The sequence below is a fragment of the Salinivibrio sp. IB574 genome (assembly GCF_001996205.1).
GTDB classification, from domain to species: domain Bacteria; phylum Pseudomonadota; class Gammaproteobacteria; order Enterobacterales; family Vibrionaceae; genus Salinivibrio; species Salinivibrio proteolyticus.
Genome location: NZ_MUFN01000003.1, coordinates 24,540 through 46,580, shown reverse-complemented (window position 1 = coordinate 46,580; position 22,041 = coordinate 24,540). Strand labels below are relative to the sequence as shown.

The following is a 22,041-nucleotide window of genomic DNA, read 5'->3' as shown; positions in this document are numbered from 1 at the left end:
TTATTTCGCCTCATCCAACAACACACGAGCGAGGGTTTTCACACCCATACCGGTCGCGCCCACCGCCCATTTGTCATTCGCGGCTTTACGGTAGGTGCCGGAGCAATCAACGTGCATCCAACCTTTTTGATAATCATCCACGAAGTAGGACAAGAACGCAGCCGCGGTGCTCGCGCCTGGCATGTATGCACCAGAAGACGCATTAGCAATGTCTGCGAACGATGAAGGCAAGAGTTTACGGTGGAATTCTGCCAGTGGCAGCGGCCACATGCCTTCACCTTCTTGCTGCGCCGCTTCAAGGGTGCGATGCGCCAGCGAGTCGTCAAAACTGAATAAAGCGTGATAGTCATTACCCAGCGCGGCTTTCGCTGCACCGGTTAGGGTCGCACAATCAATCAATAGTTCAGGCTTGTGTTCACTGGCGTACATCAGACCATCGGCTAAGACTAATCGGCCTTCCGCATCAGTGTTGAGCACTTCGACCGTCACACCGTTTTTGTAGGTAATAATATCCCCAAGCTTATAGGCGCTGCTTGAGATCATGTTTTCTGCGCAGCATAGGATCAGTTTGACGCGCTTATTCAGCCCTTTGGCAATCGCCATCGCTAATGCGCCGGTCGCGGTGGCAGCCCCCCCCATATCGGCTTTCATCGACGCCATAAAGTCAGACGGCTTAATGCTGTAACCGCCCGAGTCGAAGGTGATCCCTTTCCCCACTAAACACGCATAGACAGGGGCAGATTCATCACCAGTTGGGTTGAAGTCAAGCTGCAGCATGGTCGGTTTACGCGCCGAACCACGTCCAACGGTGTAAATGCCGTTCCAGCCTTGCTCAAGCAAATCGGTGCCAGAAATAATTTTATAACTGACCGCCTCCGGGGCCATGGATTTGACAAATTCCCCCGCGCGGGCAGCCAGTTGATGAGGGCCCACTTCTTCGGCAGTTTGGTTGATAATGTCGCGCACCCAATCGCCCACTCGCTGGCGCAGGGCGAACTCATCGGCATCGGCGCCACTGAGCACCGCCTGTTCAAATGCGACGGTATTTTTCGGGCCGCGCAAACCTTGATAGAACGCCCACGCCAGCTCCAAGTCCCACTGGTCACCACCAAGCGTTAATGCGGGTACGCCTTGCCCTTCAAGCTTGCGAGCGGCTTGCTGTACTTTATCGCGTTGCGTCTCGCCTTTTGGCGCGTGTACAACCGCTTTATCCGCCTCAAATGAGACCAAGGCGTTCTCGCCCCAATGCGCGGCTGCCGGTTCATGCGACAAAGTAACCATTAATGTTTCAGACATAGTTGCACTCCTTGTACTATCGCGCTGCTTTTTGCTGCGCAGCGTCATCCGGCTATCTTAATCGAGGTCGATGACAGCCAGTTGAATGTAAAAAAGCGAGCCGATTGGCCCGCTTTTAATAATGTGTTAGGTATTTGGCCACAGATACTGTGCCGAGGCAGTGGCTAAAATACAAGTATTATCAGCCACTCACGAGAGTTAACCCTCAGTCTAGCTCATCCATCCAACACATGATGATCGCTTCTAGGATACGCTCATTGGAACGCTCCGGATCGTCATCAAAATCCTCTAACTCAGTGATCCAACGGTGCAAATCCGTAAAACGTACCGCTTTAGGGTCTACATCTGGGTAGGTATCACTCAGTTCAATCGCGATATCGCGTGAGTCTGTCCATTTCAAGCTCATCTTGCTTCTCCGTCCTTAGCGGCTTGGATTAATGGTTTTCTGCCGCATGGTTGAGGGTATAACGTGGGATCTCGACCACGAGATCTTCATCCATGATTTTTGCCTGACAGCCGAGACGCGATTCAGGCTCCAGCCCCCACGCTTTATCCAGCATATCGTCTTCTAGCTCGTCACTTTCGTCGAGAGAGTCGAAGCCTTCACGAACAATGATGTGACATGTGGTACAGGCACAGGACTTTTCACAGGCATGTTCGATCCCAATACCGTTTTTTAGCGCCACGTCGAGAACCGTTTCACCTTCTTTGGCCTCTAATTCTGCGCCTTCTGGACACAAATCTTGGTGTGGCAGAACAATAATCTTAGGCATGATTACACCTCATCAATGGATTGGCCGGCCAACGCATGACGAATCGATTGGTCCATGCGACGTGCCGCAAAGGTCTGGCTTGCTTTATCCAGCGCTTTGATTCCGGCTTCTATCGCAGCGCCATCATCACCGTTGCGCAGAGCGATCAGTTTTTCTATTTCATTCACCAGTGCTTGTTGCTCATCGGCATCAAGCAAGGTATCGCCATCTTGTTGCATCGCAACAAGCAGCCCTTCAATCACGCGGTCAGCTTCAACACGCTGCTCCGCTAAGTAGCGCGCGTCTTTGTCTTCTGCCGCATGGGTAAACGATGATTTGATCATCGTAGCGATCTCGTCATCGCTGAGCCCGTAAGACGGCTTCACTTGGATGGACGCTTCAACCTCGGTTGATTTTTCCATCGCGGTGACAGACAGCAAGCCGTCAGCATCCACTTGATAGGTAACGCGCACATGTGCGGCGCCAGCCGTCATGGGTGGAATGCCTTTCAGGCTAAACTGGGCCAGTGAGCGACAGTCGTCGACCATCTCACGCTCGCCTTGTACCACATGCACTTTCATGCCGGTTTGGCCGTCTTTGAAGGTCGTAAATTCTTGCGCTTTGGCGACAGGAATCGTGGTATTACGTGGAATGATTTTTTCCACCAAGCCACCCATGGTCTCAATACCGAGTGACAAGGGGATCACATCCAACAGCAACATGTCAGAGTCTGGCTTGTTGCCGACTAAAATATCCGCTTGAGTGGCCGCGCCCATGGCAACCACTTTATCTGGGTCAATGCTAGTGAGGGGCTCACGACCGAAGAATTGGCCAACCTGCTCACGAACCGCAGGCACACGGGTTGAACCACCCACCATAACCACTTCCAGCACTTCATCAGCACTGACACTGGCATCTTTCAGTGCACGACGGCACGACATCAAGGTTTTCTTGATCAGTGGCGCCACCAGCTGATCGAACGTTTCTCGCGTCAGCACGCCCTGCCAATCAAGCACATCAATGGCCGTGGTGTCCGCCGACGATAGCGCAATTTTGGCTTGTGTCGCCGCGTGAAGCACCGTACGACGCTCATCACCACTCAGGGTTTCAAATCCGGCTTGCTCGCAGATCCACTGTTCAACCAAGTGGTCAAAATCGTCGCCACCCAGTGCCGAGTCACCGCCCGTGGCCATGACCTCAAACACCCCTTTCGAAAGGCGCAAAATAGAAATATCAAAGGTACCGCCGCCAAGGTCGTACACGGCAATCACGCCTTCTTGACCAGAGTCGAGGCCGTAGGCAATCGCCGCCGCAGTTGGCTCATTAAGCAGGCGCAAGACATTAAGGCCTGCAAGTTTGGCCGCATCTTTGGTCCCTGCGCGCTGCGCATCGTCAAAGTAAGCAGGCACCGTAATGACCACGCCTTCTAAGGCGTCGCCTAGGCTGTCCTCTGCGCGCTCACGCACGGCACGTAAAATATCGGCCGAACCTTGAACTGGGTTAATCGCCCCTCGACGTGTCTCGACTTGTGGAAGACCGTTTTCGGTTTTAGAAAACTGATAAGGCAAATTAGGGTAGCGGGCTTGGACATCTTCCAATGAGCGTCCCATCATACGTTTCACGGACACCAAGGTGTTCGCGCTGTCTGTCTGCACTTTGTCTAGCGCATCGTAACCGACAGAAACAGTCTCTTCACCGTAGTGGACGACGGAGGGGATCAAAGGTCGGTCTTGATGGTCGTTCAAGGTGGTCGCCTTGCCACTTCGCACCGACGCTACCAAGGTGTTGGTGGTCCCTAAATCAATGCCCACCGCGTGTTTGTGCTCGTGCGGCGCAGCACTTTGACCGGGTTCTGAAATCTGTAACAGTGCCATGTCGAATCCTTAAACTTTACTGCGTTGACAGGCGAATAAGTGCAACATCAGCCCATGAGCTGATCTTCAACGCGTTCGACTTCTTGACGAAGTTTGACCGCAAACTTGAGCTTACGAACGATCACCGCAGCATCTTGCCACTGCGATTGTGCTAGCGCGGTTTTAACATCCGCAATCAAGCTGTCGTAAAGCGCTTGGGCTTTCTCACCAAAATCAAACAGTGCCGCGTCGTCATGACTGTCGGTGATTGACTCAAGTTCTTCGCGCAGCATCATTTGCTGCATTAAAAACTCCGGATCCTGCATGGTCTGTTGCTCGTCTTTCAAGTCAATGCCTTGCAGGAGCAGCATGTATTCTGCGCGACTCACCGGATCTTTTAGGGTCTGGAACGCATCGTTTATTTGGGATGCTTTCTGTACCGCCTGAAGACGAGTCTTATCGTCTTGGCTAGCCACATTGTCGGGGTGGTACTGACGTTGCAGTTCCCGGAATGTGGAAGAAAGCGAGCTACCGTCCAGCTCAAACTGGTACGGTAGCTCGAAGAGTTCAAAATGATTCATGTGCTCTCACGAATTACACGTTAAAGCTTTCGCCACAACCACACTCGCTGCTCACGTTAGGGTTGTTGAACTGAAAGCCCTCATTTAGGCCTTCTTTCACAAAGTCCAGCTCTGTCCCTTCGAGATAAAGCAGGCTTTTGCTGTCGACAATCACCTTTACACCGTCACGTTCGAACACCTGATCGCCTTCTTGCAGCTCATCAGCAAACTCAAGGACATAAGCCATGCCTGAGCAACCTGACGTTCTGACACCCAGTCGCAGGCCGATGCCTTTGCCTCGGTTATCCAAAAAAGCTCTGACGCGATCAGATGCCGCTTGTGTCATGGTAATCGCCATAGTTACAACAACCCCTTGGTTTTACTGCTGGTGTTTTTTCTTGTAATCACTCACTGCCGCTTTGATAGCGTCTTCTGCCAAGATAGAGCAGTGCACTTTTACCGGCGGAAGTTCTAGCTCTTCAGCGATCTCTGAGTTTTTGATCGCTGCGGCATCATCAATTGAGCGGCCTTTTACCCACTCAGTCACCAGCGAGCTTGATGCAATCGCTGACCCACAGCCGTAGGTTTTAAATTTGGCGTCTTCGATGATGCCTTGGTCGTTCACCTTGATTTGTAGCTTCATAACGTCACCACAAGCCGGCGCACCCACCATGCCGCTACCGACAGACGGATCATCTTTTTCAAACGCACCGACGTTACGTGGGTTTTCGTAGTGGTCAATTACTTTATCGCTGTAAGCCATAATCGTTTCCTCAAATATGATTGCTCACTGTTGCCAGCTGGCGCGTTTTTTGAATTAGTGGTGCGCCCATTCAACGGTACTTAGGTCGATACCGTCTTTGTACATATCCCACAATGGAGACATTTCACGCAGTTTGTTAACCGCTTCGCGGACTTTTTCAACCGCGTAGTCCACTTCTTCCTCAGTGGTGAAGCGGCCAAATGAGAAACGCAGTGAGCTGTGTGCAAGCTCATCGTCACGTCCCAGTGCACGCAATACGTAAGAAGGCTCAAGGCTTGCTGACGTACAGGCTGAGCCTGAAGAAACGGCCAGGTCTTTCAATGCCATCAGCAAAGATTCGCCTTCAACAAACGCAAAGCTTACGTTTAGGTTGTGTGGGACACGCTGTTCCATATCACCGTTGACGTAGACTTCTTCCAGATCTTTAACGCCTTCGTAGAAGCGGTTACGCAATGCCAGTGCGTGTTGGTAATCTTTTTCACGCTCTTCTTTGGCAATACGGAACGCTTCACCCATGCCCACGATTTGGTGGGTAGGGAGTGTACCTGAACGCATACCGCGTTCGTGGCCACCACCGTGCATTTGCGCTTCGATACGCACGCGAGGTTTACGGCGAACATACAGCGCCCCGATACCCTTAGGTCCGTAGGCTTTGTGGGCGCTGAATGAAATCAGGTCCACTTTCATTTCTTGCACATCGATAGGCAGTTTACCGATAGATTGCGCCGCATCGACATGGAACATGATCTTACGCTCACGGCACAGTTCGCCAATGGCCGCGATATCTTGAATCACACCGATCTCGTTGTTCACGTGCATGATAGACACCAAGATTGTGTCGTCACGCATCGCTGCTTCGAGCTTTTTCATGTCTACCAAGCCATTTTCTTCTGGCTCAAGGTAGGTAACTTCAAAACCTTCACGCTCGAGTTGACGGCATGGGTCCAACACCGCTTTATGCTCGGTTTTACAAGTAATGACGTGCTTGCCTTTCTTCGCGTAGAAGTGAGCGATGCCTTTAATTGCCAAGTTGTCAGACTCGGTCGCACCAGAGGTAAAGACGATTTCACGAGGATCAGCATTACAGTAGTTCGCGATGTGCTCACGAGCGGTATCCACCGCTTCTTCTGCCTGCCAGCCAAAACGGTGCGAGCGAGAGGCCGGGTTACCAAAGAACCCGTCCATAGTCAGGTACTGACTCATTTTTTCAGCCACACGCGGGTCAACCGGACACGTGGCTGAGTAATCAAAATAAATGGGCAATTTCATGTTTTTCTCCAATTACACCGACATGGTCATCAGGAGCGAACATTGACACCAATGGTGGCACTGTCTTGCTTTACTTGTGAGCTAAAAGAATGTCTGGGCGCCAAGGTGGCATCCAGTTTAGCGTCCTGACGATCTGCTACTTGCTTCACTTCGTTATCTTGCATCAGCTCACCGAGCGTGATGTCATTTAGAAAACCGCTTATACGGGCACTTAAATCGCGCCACAAGGTATGCGTCAAACAGCGAGTACCGCCTTGACAATCAGCTTTACCTTGGCACTTAGTGGCGTCTACGGATTCGTCAACCGCCGCGATCACGGCACCTACCGCGATATCAGTGGCTTCTACACCAAGACGATAACCACCGCCTGGGCCACGAACACTGCTCACTAGCCCCGCCTTGCGCAGGCGAGAGAAAAGTTGCTCAAGGTAAGACAATGAAATGCCTTGACGCTCAGAAATGTCCGCCAGTGGCACCGGGCCCTGCTCAGAATGAAGGGCGACATCGAGCATCGCGGTTACCGCATAACGGCCTTTCGAAGTCAGTCTCATAACACGCTACCTGTGGTGAATAGATGGTCAAATGGTTACATACTTGAGTGTTTTGGTCAAGTATTTACCTGAGTAATTTAGTCAGGTTTTATTTGCCCTATTACGTCGTGCCAATGAAATCGATCAATGCCGTTATGAATTCTCTTTATTGGATGGTGATGCGTCTGTTGGCCGGGTCCCTTTTTCAACCGACGACAAGACGCCGCGCAGAATATTAAGCTCTTGGCTCTCCAGCCTTGCGCGATTAAACAGACGACGCAATTTGGTCATCACCATGCCAGGATGCTGTTTACGAATAAAACCGGTTTGGGTTAACACCTTTTCAAGGTGTTGGTAAAAACGGCTTAGCTCTTCATTAAGCGGATAGTCTTGAACCTGACTCTCGCCTTGATACGCTTGGCTTTCTAACCATGCCATACGCAGCTCATAGCAGAGTGTTTGCACCGCCATGGCCAAATTCAACGAGCTATAATCTGGGTTGGCAGGAATCGCGACATGATAATGACAGGTTTGCAACTCCTCATTTGTGAGTCCTGTGCGCTCACGGCCGAACACAATCGCAACCGGATGAGACGGTGCTTCAGACAAGGCCTTTTTCCCACACTCGCGGGCATCTAGCATCGGCCATTCTAGCGTTCGGCTGCGTGCACTGGTCCCAATCACCAAGCCACAATCGGCCACGGCTTCTTCAAGCGTGTCCACCACTCGCGCGTTATTGGCGATATCACTGGCACCGGCAGCCAGTGCAATGGCTTGTCCATCAACGTCACATTGAGGTGCCACTAGGGTCATACGGCTTAAGCCCATTACTTTCATGGCTCGTGCCGCCGAGCCGATATTGCCGGAGTGGGAAGTGCCCACTAGCACTACGCGAATTTGATCTAGCATGGTGTTATCGTCGTCTCTTGCACTACTGGGGTAATTATTGGCTTTGACTACCCGCAAGCAGAGGTCTGAAAGATCTGCGCAGTTTATCACAGTGCAATCGATAATACTTCTCAGCTAGGACAAGAGCGACTATTGACGAAAAACATGTTACCGCGCTAATTGCCTGATCCGTGGCGATGAAAAAATAACCACTTTCCTTTTCATCCAGCTCTGTTATACTCGCGCCCGCTTTCGTTCTTTAACATCCGTTGGGAAAATCGTATGCATCCGATGCTAAACATCGCCGTCCGTGCTGCACGGAAGGCTGGCGACTTTATCGCTAAATCTGCAGAACACAGAGACAACATCGAAACCGCGCAAAAAGGCACCAATGACTTTGTCACCAATGTGGACAAAGGTGCTGAGCAAATCATCATCGACATTATCAAGAAGTCCTACCCTGACCACACCATCGTTGGTGAAGAATCTGGCGTTGCGGAAGGTAAAGATAGCGACTATCAATGGATCATCGACCCACTGGATGGCACCACTAACTTCGTTAATGGCTTACCTCACTTCAGCGTTTCTATCGCTGTGCGCATTAAAGGCCGCACCGAAATCGGCTGCGTGTATGACCCAATGCGTAACGAGCTATTCACCGCACAACGCGGTGCTGGCGCGCAACTTAACAACAAACGTATCCGTACCGGCAGCGCAAAAGATCTGAACGGCACTATCCTCGCGACGGGTTTCCCCTTCAAAGCGAAGCAACATGCTGAAGGCTTTATGGCCGTGATCAGTGCTTTGTTTGTTGATTGTGCAGACTTCCGTCGTACCGGTTCAGCAGCCTTGGATCTGTGCTACGTGGCCGCTGGCCGTGTGGACGGTTTCTTTGAGCTTGGCCTTAAGCCGTGGGACCTTGCGGCCGGTGAGCTGATTGCTCGTGAAGCGGGTGCGATTTGTACCGACTTTAGTGGCGGCACCGATTACATGCACTCAGGCAACATTGTCAGTGGTAACCCACGTATCGTGAAAGGTATGCTGGCAAAAGTGCGTGAGAATGCGCCTGAGTCGATGAAGAAATAATCGACACGACAGACGAAAAAAGAAAAAAGCGGTGCTCATCGAGCGCCGCTTTTTTTATTACCAAACTGAATGGTAAAGCCACGGCCACCGAGTCGGTAGCCGACAGCATTAAGGCATAGAGTCGAACTCTTGACCTTCTTTTTCCACCTCGGGTACCAGCAAGTGCTCGCGAGTAATCCCCAATTTCAGCGCCAACGCTGACGCAACGTAAATCGAAGAATACGTACCTACCGTGATACCAATCAGCAATGCCATGGCAAACCCGTGGATCATTGAGCCGCCCAAGGTGAATAGGGCGATGACCACAAACAACGTGGTCCCGGATGTAATCGTGGTCCGGCTTAAGGTTTGTGAGATAGAGGCATTGATAATCTCATCCGACTCACCTTTACGCAGCTTACGGAAGTTTTCACGAATCCGGTCAAATACCACGATGGTATCGTTCAACGAGTAACCCACCACCGTTAGCAACGCGGCAACAATGGTCAAGTCCACTTCCACTTGGAACAGTGAGAAGATCCCTAAGGTGATGATCACATCATGCGCCAACGCCATAACCGCACCGGCTGCCAGACGCCACTCAAAGCGGAATGAGACGTAGATCAAAATACAAACCAAGGCAATGATGATCGCCAGACCACCCGCTTCGGTCAGTTCGTCCCCGACGTTTGGACCCACAAACTCAATCCGGCGCATTCAGACGCGGCAATCATGACAAGCGAAAAAACGAAGGCCAACTTGGACCAACGCATAAAGTTGATCGACATGTCTGGTTTAAAAATTTGAAACATGCTTGGCTCCCTTAAATCGACAGTTTCTTGACGCGTTTACCGCCGTACACCAGGTTAACCAGCGCACGTGTACCGATAATGGCCGTAAACATTGAGGTCAAAATACCGATCGACAGCGTCACAGCAAAGCCTTTGATTGCCCCTGTACCCACTGCAAACAAGATAATGGCAGTGATCAATGTGGTGATGTTGGCATCAGCAATGGTACTGAAGGCATTGGAGTAACCCCGATCAATCGCATGTTGTGGATTACGCCCTTCAATCAGCTCCTCGCGGATACGCTCAAAGATAAGTACGTTCGCATCCACGGCCATCCCCACGGTGAGGACAATACCGGCAATGCCGGGTAGCGTCATGGTCGCCCCAGGAATCAAAGACATGATACCGATGATCAGCACGATATTCGCAAATAACGCACAGTTAGCAAAAAGGCCAAAGCGACGGTAGTAAATCAAGGTGAAGATCATCACCGCGACCAATCCCCAGATACAGGCTTGCACACCCATATTGATGTTTTGCTGCCCCATAGATGGACCAATGGTGCGCTCTTCAACAATAGAGATGGGAGCAATCAAGGCACCTGCACGTAACAGCAACGCGAGGTTGTGCGCTTCTGCGGGCGAGTCGATGCCAGTAATCCGGAAGTTACGCCCCAACGCCGATTGAATCGTCGCTTGGTTGATCACTTCTTCGTGTTTTTCCAAGATCACTTTGCCGTTTTCGTCGCGCTCTCCGCTGTCTTTGTACTCAGCGAAAACCGTTGCCATCAGTTCACCAATATGGCGTTTACTGAAGTCCGACATCTTGTCGCCACCTTCGCTATCTAGCGAGATATTGACTTGAGGACGGCTGTATTCGTCACGTGACGAGCTCGCATCGGTAATATGAGACCCGGTCAGGATCACGCGCTTTTTCAACACGGTTGGACGACCATCACGGGTCATCATCAGCTCGCTACCCGGCGGCACTCGGCCAGCCATAGCAGCAGACAAGTCGGCGTCTTGATCCACTTCGCGAAATTCCAAGGTCGCCGTCGCGCCAAGAATTTCTTTCGCACGCGCCGTATCTTGTACACCCGGAAGCTCAACCACAATCCGGCTTGCGCCTTGACGTTGCACCAATGGCTCGGCCACACCTAACTCATTCACACGGTTACGCAAAATGGTGATGTTTTGGGCCACTGCGTAATTACGAATTTCTTTCAGGCGCTCTTCTTTGTAGACGGCGGTCAGTTTGCCTTGATCGTCATCTACCGAGAAGTTCATATCCAGATAGTTGTTCGACAGTAGCTCAAGTGCTTTGTCTGTGTCTTGCGCATTACGCAACAGCACCACAACGCGGGTATTATCTTCAATTCGAATGCCGCGGTAGCGAATACGCGCTTCGCGCAGATCAGTACGGAAGCTGTCTTCCTGCTGCGTCATCAGCTTTTCGAGTGCCGCGTCCATGTCCACTTCCATGAGAAAGTGCACACCGCCACGCAAGTCAAGACCAAGCTTCATTGGCGTAGCACCCAGCGCGTCTAGCCAAGTCGGCGTCGCCGGAGCCAGGTTTAAAGCCACCACATAGTCGTTGCTATCAAAACGGGACATCAGAAGATCGCGAGCACTGATTTGGGTCTCAGTGTCTTTAAAGCGGGCCAACACGGTGCCGTCTTCGAGCGCGATAGATTGATAGGAAAGATCGTTGGATTCGAGGGTTTGTTTGATGGAGTCCAGCGCAGTCATATCTACCGAGGCGCCACGCGCCCCGGAAATTTGTACTGCTGGATCTTCACCGTATAAATTGGGAAGCGCATACACGATGCCGGTAACCAAGATTACCAGCAACATGATGTACTTCCACAAAGGATAACGGTTTAGCACAGCATGCATCCTTTATGGTTGCGAGAATTAAAGAGACTGGATGGTACCCTTAGGTAGAACAGCGGTCACGAAGTCTTTTTTAATCGTCACTTCGTTGTCGTCGTTCAGGGCGATGACAATAAAATCATTGTCTTCAGCGATTTGGGTGATTTTACCCACCAAACCACCACCGGTCAGTACTTCGTCCCCTTTGCTCATAGAAGCCATCAAGTTCTTGTGCTCTTTAACACGTTTGGCTTGCGGGCGGTAAATCATAAAGTAGAAAATCACCGCAAAAAGGCCAAGCATGATAAATAGCTGCATACCACCACCTTGTGGTCCGGCTTCAGCGGCTGCGTGAGCTTGTGAGATAAACATTCAATCACGTCCTCGTTCTAGTTGTTGAATTCGAAATCAGTCGAGCGGCGGCACTTCCTTGCCACGACGCGCGTAGAAATCCTCTACAAAGGCATCTAATCTACCTTCGTCAATCGCGTGACGCAAACCTTCCATCACTCGTTGATAGTAACGTAAGTTATGGATGGTATTGAGGCGCGCACCAAGAATTTCGTTACAGCGGTCTAAATGGTGCAAGTAAGCACGGCTGTAATGGCGGCAAGTGTAACAGTCACACTCTGGATCCAGAGGCGAGGTATCACTTTTATGTTTCGCATTACGGATCTTGATCACACCGCCGGTAATAAAGAGGTGGCCGTTACGGGCATTTCGGGTTGGCATCACACAATCAAACATGTCTACGCCACGACGAACGCCTTCCACCAAATCTTCAGGCTTACCCACGCCCATCAGATAGCGGGGCTTATCTTCTGGTAGTTGCGGACAGGTATGCTCCAAGATGCGGTGCATGTCTTCTTTTGGCTCACCTACAGCCAAACCACCGACAGCATAACCGTCAAAGCCAATCTCAGTGAGCCCTTTGACCGATACATCGCGCAGGTCTTCATATACACCACCTTGCACGATACCGAACAGCGCATTTTTGTTACCTAATTTGTCAAAGTGATTACGGCTGCGCTTTGCCCAGCGTAGTGACATCTCCATCGACTTTTTCGCTTCCGCGTGTGTCGCTGGGTAGGGGGTGCACTCATCAAAAATCATCACGATGTCTGAGCCAAGGTCGTATTGGATCTCCATCGATTTTTCCGCATCCATAAAGATGCGATCACCGTTCACAGGGTTACGGAAATGGACCCCTTCTTCGGTGATTTTACGGATATCGCCCAAGCTGAAGACTTGGAAGCCGCCAGAGTCGGTCAAGATGGGTCCTTGCCACTGCATAAAGTCATGCAAATCCCCGTGCAGTCGCATTACCTCTTGACCCGGACGCAGCCAAAGGTGGAAGGTGTTGCCAAGCAAGATTTCGGCACCGGTTCCTTTAACTTCTTCTGGGGTCATTCCTTTTACGGTCCCGTACGTTCCTACCGGCATAAATGCTGGGGTTTCTACAGTCCCGCGCTCAAAGATCAAACGGCCACGGCGGGCGCGTCCGTCGGTTTTCTTCAGTTCGTATTCCACGAATCCTCCTCAGTGCCAGAGAAACAGTCTGGCGTGTGTCTTATGCGTGCAAGGTTTATCCTGCCGCAAGCATCGCACGAGCAGTTAATCTCGTGTCGTTGTCGATGAGTCAGCGTCTTGCTGACGGGTAATAAACATGGCATCGCCGTAGCTGAAAAAGCGATAGCGCTCTTCAACTGCCGCACGATAGGCGGCCATCGTATGTTCGTAACCGGCAAAAGAGCTCACCAGCATGATCAAGGTTGATTCCGGCAAGTGAAAATTGGTCACTAACACGTCTACCAGCTGCCATTGATAACCAGGATAGATAAAAATCTGAGTATCGTTGAAAAATGGCGCCAACGGCTCACCGTTTTGCTTCGCCGCTTGTGCCGCACTTTCCAGTGAACGCACCGAGGTGGTTCCCACCGCAATCACGCGTTTACCTTGCGCACGTGTGTGGTTCACCGCATCAACAACCTCTTGTGGCACTTCCGCATACTCTGCATGCATTACGTGCTCTTCGATATTATCAACGCGCACGGGCTGGAATGTTCCGGCGCCGACGTGCAAGGTAACAAACGCTATATTGACGCCTTTTTCTTTAAGCGCAGCCATAATGGCATCGTCAAAGTGTAACCCCGCCGTTGGCGCAGCAACTGCCCCGGGCTTTTGGTTATACACAGTTTGATAGCGTTCTTTATCGCTCTCTTCATCAGTGCGGTCGATGTATGGCGGCAACGGCATATGGCCGATATCGTTAAGCGTATCTACCACGCCTTTTTCGCCGTTTAGCTGGATTTCGAACAGAGCATCGTGGCGTGCCACCATCTCTGCAGGGATCTGTCCGTCATCGCCAAGGAATAATTCGGCACCGGGTTTGGGGGCTTTAGACGCGCGCACGTGGGCGAGGAAACGACGTTCGTCGAGCACGCGCTCCACCAGCACCTCTATTTTACCGCCCGACGCTTTGCGGCCATACACACGCGCGGGGATCACTCGTGTGTTGTTGAACACCATCAAATCCCCAGGCTCAACCAGCTCGAGGATATCTTTAAACTGACGATGTACCACCTCACCGCTTGTGCCATCGAGTGACAATAAGCGACTTGCACTGCGATCCGGCTGCGGATAGCGTGCAATTAACTCATCGGGAAGTTCAAAGTGAAAATCGGATAATTGCATGACATTTGCCTAGATAAAAAGCAGGCCGCTAGTATAGGTTCACCACGGTGAATATCAAGCAAGGTGGAGGATTAGTCGCCGCTTAAACTGTCACATCTTATTGCACTTCGCCTGCCTTTTATAACAACTATCCTTGATACGTATCACGTCGAATTAGTGCTAGGTAGACTAGAGTGTAAGTATAGCTTCCCTTCCCTGTCTGACTGTAAGGAGGTGCCATGTTTATCGTTGATGACATGATGACCCGGCATCCACATACGCTCTCCCCGGAACACACCTTGGCCGACGCTCATACGCTGATGAGTGCCGAACGCTTTCGTCATTTACCTGTGGTTGATGATGCGCAGCGACTGGTAGGACTCGTGACGCAACGCGACGTGCTATCCGCTCAAGCCTCTTCGTTAGGTAAAGCGACTAACGGGGACAACGAAATGAATACGCCCCTGTCGCATTTTGCTCATCGTCAACTGGTGACGGTGGATCCAGAAGCCTCTCTACGCGCAGCCGCCTTGACCATGCTAGAGCGCAAAATCGGTTGTTTGCCTGTGATTAAAAATCAGAAGTTAGTTGGCATTATTACCGACAGCGATTTTGTTGCCATAGCCTCAACCTTGTTGGAAATCCAAGAAGAAACTGAGCCTATGGAGGCCGACGAATAAAAAAAGGGGAGTGTCACCACTCCCCGTTTTGTCCCATCCGCATGGGTTAGAACTGATCTTCTTCAGTTGAGCCAGTCAACGCTGTCACCGACGATTGACCACCTTGAATGGTGTTGGTCATCTGGTCGAAATAACCCGTGCCCACTTCTTGCTGATGCGCCACAAAGGTGTAGCCTCGTTCAGCCGCTTCAAACTCTGGGCGCTGTACTTTTTCGACATAGTGACGCATCCCCTCACCTTGCGCATAAGCGTGGGCTAAATCAAACATGTTGTACCACATGTTATGAATACCCGCTAAGGTGATGAACTGATACTTATAGCCCATGTCTGAAAGCGCTTGTTGGAAACGGGCAATCGTGTCTGCATCCAAGTTTTTCTCCCAGTTAAATGACGGAGAGCAGTTATAAGCCAGCAATTGATCGGGGTATTTGGCGTGAATGGCTTCGGCAAATTGACGCGCTTCTTCTAAATCAGGTTTTGCCGTTTCACACCAAACTAAATCGGCATACGGCGCGTAGGCCAAGCCGCGAGAAATGGCTTGCTCAATCCCCGCACGCACACGGTAAAAGCCTTCAGCCGTACGCTCGCCGACAATAAAGTCCTTATCGTAGGGGTCGCAATCCGACGTCAGCAAGTCTGCCGCATTGGCGTCGGTGCGCGCAATGACTAAGGTATCTGTCCCTGCAACGTCCGCTGCTAAACGCGCTGCCACTAGTTTTTGCACCGCTTCTTGGGTCGGCACCAATACCTTGCCCCCCATGTGGCCACATTTTTTCACCGACGCGAGCTGATCTTCGAAGTGCACCCCAGCGGCACCTGCATCAATCATGCTGCGCATCAACTCATACGCGTTGAGTACGCCGCCAAAGCCTGCTTCTGCATCGGCAACAATCGGCAAAAAGTAATCAATGCCATCTTCCGGGCTGCCCCCTTTCGACCATTGGATCTGGTCGGCACGGCGAAAAGCATTATTAATACGCTTCACCACCGCAGGCACAGAGTCGACGGGATACAGTGATTGGTCTGGATACATGCTTGAGGCAGTGTTGTTATCCGCCGCTACTTGCCAGCCGGAGAGGTAAATGGCTTCAATCCCCGCTTTGGCCTGCTGGACAGCTTGCCCACCAGTGAGTGCACCAAGGCAATTCACATAGCCCTTTTTGGCCTCACCATTGACAAGATCCCAAAGCTTAGCGGCACCGCGCTTGGCAATGGTGTTTTCTGGGACAAAAGAGCCGCGTAGGTTCACCACCTCTTCCGCGCTGTAAGTCCGTTTTACGTTTTTCCAACGTGGATTTTCTGCCCACTCTTTTTCCAGTTGAGCGATTTGTTGTTGGCGAGTTAAAGTCATGTTCCATTCCTCTTATTTCTCGGGCGCAAGCCCAGTCCTGTCAATCCATTTTGTTGTGTTGCTTCCGTGCCACTATGGCAAATACTGATACCCAGGTAGGGTTAAGAAGTTGACCAACTCATCACTGGTCGTCAGCTGTGCCATCAAGGCGGCTGCTTGCTGATATTGCCCGCGGGCAAAGACATCGGCCCCTAACTCGTGTTCCAGTACTTTCATCTCTTCACTGAGGTATTGCTCAAACAATGCTTTGGTAACTACTTGGCCATTACTCAATGGCTTTTGGTGTTTGATCCATTGCCAAATCGACGCACGTGAAATCTCGGCAGTGGCCGCATCTTCCATTAATCCATAAATCGGCACACACCCATTGCCTGAGATCCATGCTTCGATGTATTGCACCGCGACCCGAATGTTGTGTCGCATTCCCGCTTCGGTGCGCTCTCCGTCACAAGGAGCAAGGAGATCGGCGGCGGTAATCGGCGCGTCTTGCTCGCGGGAGATATGTAACTGGTTAGGCTTGTCACCCAGTACGCGATCGAACACCGCTTTAGCGGTATCTGCCAGCCCCGGGTGCGCAATCCATGTACCGTCGTGGCCGTTATTGGCTTCGAGGGTTTTATCTTTTTCAATCTTATCCAGCACCTGCTGGTTTTCAGCCGGATCTTTACTGGGAATAAACGCAGCCATACCGCCCATCGCTAATGCACCGCGCTTGTGGCAAGTTTTTACCAACAAACGGGAGTAAGCATTGAGGAAAGGTTTATCCATGGTCACGACTTGGCGATCCGGCAATACGCGATCCGGATGATTACGCAAGGTTTTGATGTAACTGAAGATGTAATCCCAACGGCCGCAGTTTAGAGCCACAATGTGGTCGCGAAGATGGTAAAGAATTTCATCCATCTCAAACACGGCAGGTAGGGTCTCAATCAATACGGTGGCTTTAATGGTGCCACGGCTTAGACCAAATTCATCTTCAGCAAATGAGAAGACGTCACTCCACCATGCGGCTTCTTGATAGGCTTGTAACTTCGGCACATAAAAGTATGGACCCGAGCCGGTCTCCAATAAGCGACGATAGTTGTGGAAAAAGTACAAAGCGAAGTCGAATAAAGCGCCTGGAATGGGTTTGCCCTGCCACTCTACATGCTTTTCAGTGAGGTGAAGGCCACGCACGCGGCAGATCAGCCGAGCCGGATTATCATTGAGCTGATAACGCTTACCGGTATCTGGGTGGGTATAACTGATGGTGCCGTTGACCGCATCACGCAAATTTCGCTGCCCCTCAACCACTTGTGGCCACGCCGGTGCAAATGAGTCTTCAAAGTCTGCCATGAAGACCTTCACATTCGCATTCAGTGCGTTAATCACCATTTTGCGATCGACAGGTCCGGTGATTTCTAACCGGCGATCTTGCAGATCGCTGGGGATCCCACGAATGGTCCAGTCCCCTTGGCGAATTGATTCGGTTTCGGGTAAAAAGTCTGGCAAGGTGCCTGCGTCAATGCGCTGCTGACGGACTTCTCGCGCCGCGAGCAGTTCAGGCACGCGTGATGCGAACTTATCAGCGAGACTCGCCACAAAACATAACGCATCATCGGTGAGTATTTCAGCTTGTTCCGGTGATAACGCTTCTGTCAGCACCAGCGATTCACGTAACGTTGAACACGCTTCAGTCATGTTGCCTCCCTGGCCTCAGTTGTAATCCAATCACAACAAAAATGATTATTCCGCCACACTGCAACTTTTCTAGACAATGTGGTCACTGTTTAATCAAGTTGGCGTAGTTTGGCGTAAAAATCAACTAGAGATTCATTTCAACCTCGCAACAAAAAACACATAAATGCAAGTAAAACAGCAAGTTAAATAAAATAGAGTATTAGCTCGAATTGATTTTTTTGTACGAATTATTAGGAGGATATAAACCTGCTACGCAGATCATATTTTTGTCACCTCTTTGTAACTCATTACGTAATTTAATTACACATAAAGCGACAAAAGATGTGTGGGTGAGATAATAAATTTATGATTATCAGCCAGTTAATCGAAACAGCAAGATGCGTTGATTATAAACCGACTCACTGGCGTGATAATAATCCAACGATTCTATTTCACTGGAGGAGGTTTTATTGCAGAGAAACATGCTGATTGTTTTGCTANNNNGTATCAATACGACTCGATGATGGACGCCACACCATGCCGATTTCACGATACGCGGCGCGTCCGGGGGGAATTTCTAGGTGCACGTCGAGATTATCGATTAAGCCATGATCAATCGCCATTTGCGGAATAAATGTGACGCCATTGCCGTTGGCGACCATCTGGATCAAGGTATGTAAGCTGGTCGCCATAAACGGGTTAATCTTCTGTGAGGCCGTCATTTGGCAGGCAGATACCGCATGGTCCGTGAGGCAGTGTTCGCGCTCGAGCAAAAACACCGACTCATCGGGTAAGGCATCGTAATCCACCGGCAGCGTTAATTGCGCGGCTTGCTTGCGGCTCATCACCATCTTGAAAGGATCACGGCCAACAATGCGGCTGGTCATGGCGCCGATATCCATCGGTAAGGCCAAAATCAGCACATCCATTTCGCCGTGTTTGAGCGCGGTAAGCAAGTTCGCGGTGGTATCTTCTCGTAACAAGAGATCTAAATTGGGATAGCGCTGGTTAACCTGCTGGACGACGTCGGAGAGTAAAAACGGAGCGATAGTCGGAATACAGCCTAAACGGACTTTGCCATGCATAGGATCAGACTGAACGTGGGTGAGCTCCATTAAATCTTGGCTTCGGGCAAGAATTTCGCGGCTGCGGCGTACCACTTCCTCTCCCATGCCAGTCAGCACCAAGGTTTTATTGTCTCTTTCAATGAGCTGAGCACCAATCAACTCTTCTAGGTTTTGGATCCCGGCACTGAGGGTCGATTGGCTAACAAAACACAGTTTCGCCGCCTCGCCAAAATGGCGAGTTTCTGACAAGGTAACCAGATAGTGTAGCTGCTTAAGTGATGGATATTTGTTCATTCTGTCAAACTTTATACAATCGTTTTTTTCGATTATAACAATCTATTAATTCCACTTTTTTCAATGTAGCAAGTCAGCTATAGTTTGTCTCGCTTATATAGGAACCTGATCTTCAGGCAAACTTTTTAATTAGGAGCTGAGTTATGGTACTCGTAGGTCGTCAAGCACCAGATTTTACTGCCGCAGCCGTTCTAGGTAATGGCGAAATCGTTGAAAACTTCAACCTGAAAGAGTTCACCAAAGGCAAAAAAGCTGTTGTCTTTTTCTACCCACTCGACTTCACTTTCGTGTGCCCATCAGAGCTGATTGCATTCGATAAGCGTTTCCAAGACTTCCAAGCGAAGGGCGTTGAGGTTATCGGTGTGTCAATCGACTCTCAGTTCTCACACAACGCATGGCGTAAAACTGCCATCGAAGACGGTGGTATCGGTGCGGTTAAATACCCACTGGTTGCAGACGTTAAACACGAAATCTGCAAAGCGTACGACGTAGAGCATCCAGAAGCAGGTGTTGCTTTCCGTGGTTCTTTCCTCATCGATGAGGAAGGCGTTGTACGTCACCAAGTCGTGAACGATCTGCCACTTGGCCGTAACATCGACGAGATGCTGCGCATGGTTGACGCACTGAGCTTCCACCAGAAGAACGGTGAAGTATGCCCAGCACAGTGGGAAGAAGGTAAAGCAGGTATGAAAGACTCACCAGAAGGTGTTGCTGCATACCTGTCTGAGCACTCTGCTGACCTGTAATTATTAACGGTCAAAAGGTGACGTGCCCTACGCACTGGACAATGTGAGATAATAATGAGGCCCGGTTAAACCGGGCCCTTTTTGTATCTATTTCCCCATGACACGTGACTTGCATTGTCACGCTTCCCTTTCCTTTCTACCGCTTCTACTAGGTAATTCCCCTGCCTGCTGTCACAATACAGCCTTTATTATTGACACTGTGTTGCTCACTAAGGGGTGGTATGTCTGTCTTGGTCGAAGTTTGTATTGATAGTATTGGCTCTTTAAAGGTGGCAGAGCGCGCTGGCGCTGACCGCATCGAGCTGTGTAGTGCACTGCGCCTTGGTGGACTCACGGCCAGTTACGGCTATATGCAACTTGCCGCCCTACAAGCGAATATTCCCATTTATGCCATTATCCGGCCACGTGAGGGAGACTTTTTATACAGCAGTGACGAAGCAGAAGTCATGCTCAAGGATATTGCGATGGCACGCCAAGCTGGATGTGCGGGCGTGGTGATCGGCGCACTGACAGCCCAAGGACGGCTCGACTTGCCACTTATCGATGACATGTTGGCAGAAGCCAAAGGTATGGGCGTGACGTTTCATCGCGCGTTTGACCACTGCGCCGATCCTGAATCAGCACTGGAAGCGCTTTTAGCGCGCCCTGCGATTGAGCGGGTACTTACTTCGGGCCAAGCCAGCAGCGCAGAGCAAGGTAAAGAGGCACTGAAACGTTGGGTAGAAATGACCCGACAGGCTGCTTTACAGATCATGCCTGGCGCGGGTGTCACGCCAGATAATGCTGCCGCGATTCTCTCCCACTGCGGCGCGCGTGAAATTCATTTATCTGCCCGTATGGATCAACCCAGTGCCATTCAACACCGCGCTGTGGCCACCATGGGCGAAGGTGATGATGCCTGTTACCCAATGACCAACCCCGCCATTATCCGGCAAATAAAAGCCCTTTCCGCACACTTGTAAGTGCGTGCAACAGGCTATGGCACAACATTGAACTGTGACTGACTCGGATATTTTGATGCGCGAGCGCCGCCCTCGAGGCGGTAGCGTTGCATCGTAAAGGCGAGTTTTCTACCGTAAAAGCACAATGGTGTGAAAAGGAGTTTCCCTTGTCGGATAAAACATCGAGTAAAATCAGCAAAAAGCACTACGAAAAGAAACTGACGGAGCTACAAACCGAGCTAGTCAAACTGCAAGAGTGGGTCAAGCAAGAGCGCCTCAAAGTGGTGGTGTTATTCGAAGGGCGAGACGCCGCGGGCAAGGGTGGCGTGATCAAACGTATTACCGAAAAACTCAACCCACGTGTATGTCGCGTCGTCGCGCTAGATAAGCCCACCGAGCGCGAGCGTACCCAATGGTATTTCCAACGTTATGTTGAGCACCTGCCTGCCGGTGGTGAAATCGTTCTGTTTGACCGCAGCTGGTACAACCGGGCGGGGGTTGAGCGGGTGATGGGATTTTGCTCCGACGAAGAATACGAAGAGTTTCTACGTACCTGTCCCGAGTTTGAACGCATGTTAATGCGTGCAGGCATAATCTTGATTAAATATTGGTTTTCAGTTTCTGACGACGAGCAAGAAAAACGCTTTGCCGAACGTATTAGCACACCCATAAAGCGCTGGAAGTTCAGCCCAATGGACTTAGAGTCTCGCAGCCGCTGGGTGCAATATAGCGAGGCCAAAGATCGTATGTTTGCTTACACAGACACCAAAGACAGTCCGTGGTGGGTGGTCGAAGCGGACAATAAAAAGCACGCACGGCTCAATTGCATTGCGCACTTGTTATCGCAGATCCCGTATCAAGAAATCACCTATCCCGAGGTCGAGCTACCTGAAATCAATAAAGAAGGCTATGTCCGCATGCCACTTGAAGATCAAAGCTTTGTGCCCGATCAAGTCAGCGAGTGGCTCAACGATGAGTCAGACGATTAACCC

22 protein-coding genes and 1 pseudogene are annotated in these 22,041 nt (G+C 50.8%); 5 read left to right on the top strand and 18 right to left on the bottom strand.

The annotated features are described in order from the left end of the window. The 10 genes from pepB to trmJ form a co-directional block, all read right to left on the bottom strand. Positions 1–1,296, bottom strand: a complete 1,296-nt coding sequence (pepB, locus tag BZJ17_RS02250) for an aminopeptidase PepB (protein WP_077639633.1) — start codon at positions 1,294–1,296, stop codon at positions 1–3. Positions 1,297–1,501: 205 nt separating this feature from the next. Further along, positions 1,502–1,696, bottom strand: coding sequence for a Fe-S cluster assembly protein IscX (iscX, locus tag BZJ17_RS02245; RefSeq protein WP_175418670.1), 195 nt, complete (start codon positions 1,694–1,696; stop codon positions 1,502–1,504). Between the two features lie 34 nt (positions 1,697–1,730). Beyond that, on the bottom strand, positions 1,731–2,069 hold the full coding sequence (gene fdx, locus BZJ17_RS02240) for an ISC system 2Fe-2S type ferredoxin (protein WP_077639632.1): 339 nt from the start codon (positions 2,067–2,069) through the stop codon (positions 1,731–1,733). Between the two features lie 2 nt (positions 2,070–2,071). After that, on the bottom strand, positions 2,072–3,922 hold the full coding sequence (gene hscA, locus BZJ17_RS02235; RefSeq protein WP_077639631.1) for a Fe-S protein assembly chaperone HscA: 1,851 nt from the start codon (positions 3,920–3,922) through the stop codon (positions 2,072–2,074). A 47-nt stretch (positions 3,923–3,969) separates the two neighbouring features. Next, complete coding sequence (hscB, locus tag BZJ17_RS02230) at positions 3,970–4,482, bottom strand: co-chaperone HscB (protein ID WP_069590645.1); 513 nt, start codon at positions 4,480–4,482, stop codon at positions 3,970–3,972. 13 nt (positions 4,483–4,495) lie between these two features. Continuing rightward, positions 4,496–4,819 (bottom strand): iron-sulfur cluster assembly protein IscA, encoded by a 324-nt coding sequence (iscA, locus tag BZJ17_RS02225; protein WP_069590643.1) that lies wholly within the window; start codon positions 4,817–4,819, stop codon positions 4,496–4,498. A 21-nt stretch (positions 4,820–4,840) separates the two neighbouring features. Beyond that, a complete protein-coding gene (iscU, locus tag BZJ17_RS02220) occupies positions 4,841–5,224 on the bottom strand; it encodes a Fe-S cluster assembly scaffold IscU (protein WP_069590641.1) in 384 nt (127 codons plus the stop codon). A gap of 54 nt (positions 5,225–5,278) precedes the next feature. Beyond that, positions 5,279–6,493, bottom strand: a complete 1,215-nt coding sequence (locus tag BZJ17_RS02215) for an IscS subfamily cysteine desulfurase (protein WP_077456440.1) — start codon at positions 6,491–6,493, stop codon at positions 5,279–5,281. Positions 6,494–6,522: 29 nt separating this feature from the next. Further along, positions 6,523–7,044 (bottom strand): Fe-S cluster assembly transcriptional regulator IscR, encoded by a 522-nt coding sequence (gene iscR / locus BZJ17_RS02210; RefSeq protein WP_069590637.1) that lies wholly within the window; start codon positions 7,042–7,044, stop codon positions 6,523–6,525. Between the two features lie 132 nt (positions 7,045–7,176). Beyond that, on the bottom strand, positions 7,177–7,932 hold the full coding sequence (gene trmJ / locus BZJ17_RS02205; protein WP_077639630.1) for a tRNA (cytosine(32)/uridine(32)-2'-O)-methyltransferase TrmJ: 756 nt from the start codon (positions 7,930–7,932) through the stop codon (positions 7,177–7,179). A 261-nt stretch (positions 7,933–8,193) separates the two neighbouring features. On the opposite strand from trmJ, the gene suhB reads away from it, so the two are divergent. Then, entirely contained in the window at positions 8,194–8,997 is an 804-nt protein-coding gene (suhB, locus tag BZJ17_RS02200) for an inositol-1-monophosphatase (protein WP_069590632.1), read from the top strand. Between the two features lie 108 nt (positions 8,998–9,105). Here the strand turns inward: suhB and secF are convergent. From secF to queA, 5 genes and pseudogenes are all read right to left on the bottom strand, one after another. Further along, positions 9,106–9,788 (bottom strand): annotated as a pseudogene (gene secF / locus BZJ17_RS02195) (protein translocase subunit SecF). An 11-nt stretch (positions 9,789–9,799) separates the two neighbouring features. Continuing rightward, complete coding sequence (secD, locus tag BZJ17_RS02190) at positions 9,800–11,653, bottom strand: protein translocase subunit SecD (protein ID WP_077456433.1); 1,854 nt, start codon at positions 11,651–11,653, stop codon at positions 9,800–9,802. Between the two features lie 27 nt (positions 11,654–11,680). Next, on the bottom strand, positions 11,681–12,010 hold the full coding sequence (gene yajC, locus BZJ17_RS02185; RefSeq protein WP_069590628.1) for a preprotein translocase subunit YajC: 330 nt from the start codon (positions 12,008–12,010) through the stop codon (positions 11,681–11,683). 36 nt (positions 12,011–12,046) lie between these two features. Beyond that, complete coding sequence (gene tgt / locus BZJ17_RS02180; protein ID WP_069590626.1) at positions 12,047–13,168, bottom strand: tRNA guanosine(34) transglycosylase Tgt; 1,122 nt, start codon at positions 13,166–13,168, stop codon at positions 12,047–12,049. Positions 13,169–13,252: 84 nt separating this feature from the next. Then, positions 13,253–14,332 carry a tRNA preQ1(34) S-adenosylmethionine ribosyltransferase-isomerase QueA gene (gene queA, locus BZJ17_RS02175; RefSeq protein ID WP_077639629.1) on the bottom strand — a complete coding sequence of 360 codons (1,080 nt, stop codon included), beginning with the start codon at positions 14,330–14,332 and terminating at the stop codon, positions 13,253–13,255. 218 nt (positions 14,333–14,550) lie between these two features. On the opposite strand from queA, the gene BZJ17_RS02170 reads away from it, so the two are divergent. Further along, complete coding sequence (locus tag BZJ17_RS02170) at positions 14,551–14,991, top strand: CBS domain-containing protein (protein WP_069590622.1); 441 nt, start codon at positions 14,551–14,553, stop codon at positions 14,989–14,991. Positions 14,992–15,037: 46 nt separating this feature from the next. Here the strand turns inward: BZJ17_RS02170 and aceA are convergent, their stop codons facing one another. From aceA to BZJ17_RS02155, 3 genes are all read right to left on the bottom strand, one after another. Then, the gene (aceA, locus tag BZJ17_RS02165) at positions 15,038–16,342 is read right to left on the bottom strand and encodes an isocitrate lyase (protein ID WP_069590620.1); all 1,305 of its coding nucleotides are present in this window, start codon (positions 16,340–16,342) and stop codon (positions 15,038–15,040) included. A 72-nt stretch (positions 16,343–16,414) separates the two neighbouring features. Further along, positions 16,415–18,022, bottom strand: coding sequence for a malate synthase A (gene aceB, locus BZJ17_RS02160; RefSeq protein WP_077639628.1), 1,608 nt, complete (start codon positions 18,020–18,022; stop codon positions 16,415–16,417). Between the two features lie 476 nt (positions 18,023–18,498). Next, positions 18,499–19,362, bottom strand: coding sequence for a hydrogen peroxide-inducible genes activator (locus BZJ17_RS02155; protein ID WP_077639627.1), 864 nt, complete (start codon positions 19,360–19,362; stop codon positions 18,499–18,501). 143 nt (positions 19,363–19,505) lie between these two features. Between BZJ17_RS02155 and BZJ17_RS02150 the strand changes: the two genes are divergently transcribed. The 3 genes from BZJ17_RS02150 (at position 19,506) to ppk2 (ending at position 22,038) form a co-directional block, all read left to right on the top strand. Then, entirely contained in the window at positions 19,506–20,108 is a 603-nt protein-coding gene (locus BZJ17_RS02150; protein WP_069590615.1) for a peroxiredoxin C, read from the top strand. Positions 20,109–20,329: 221 nt separating this feature from the next. Further along, positions 20,330–21,070: a copper homeostasis protein CutC gene (locus BZJ17_RS02145; RefSeq protein WP_077639626.1), complete on the top strand. Its 741-nt coding sequence runs from the start codon at positions 20,330–20,332 to the stop codon at positions 21,068–21,070. Positions 21,071–21,216: 146 nt separating this feature from the next. Then, a complete protein-coding gene (ppk2, locus tag BZJ17_RS02140; RefSeq protein ID WP_077639625.1) occupies positions 21,217–22,038 on the top strand; it encodes a polyphosphate kinase 2 in 822 nt (273 codons plus the stop codon). Positions 22,039–22,041 lie beyond the last annotated feature (3 nt).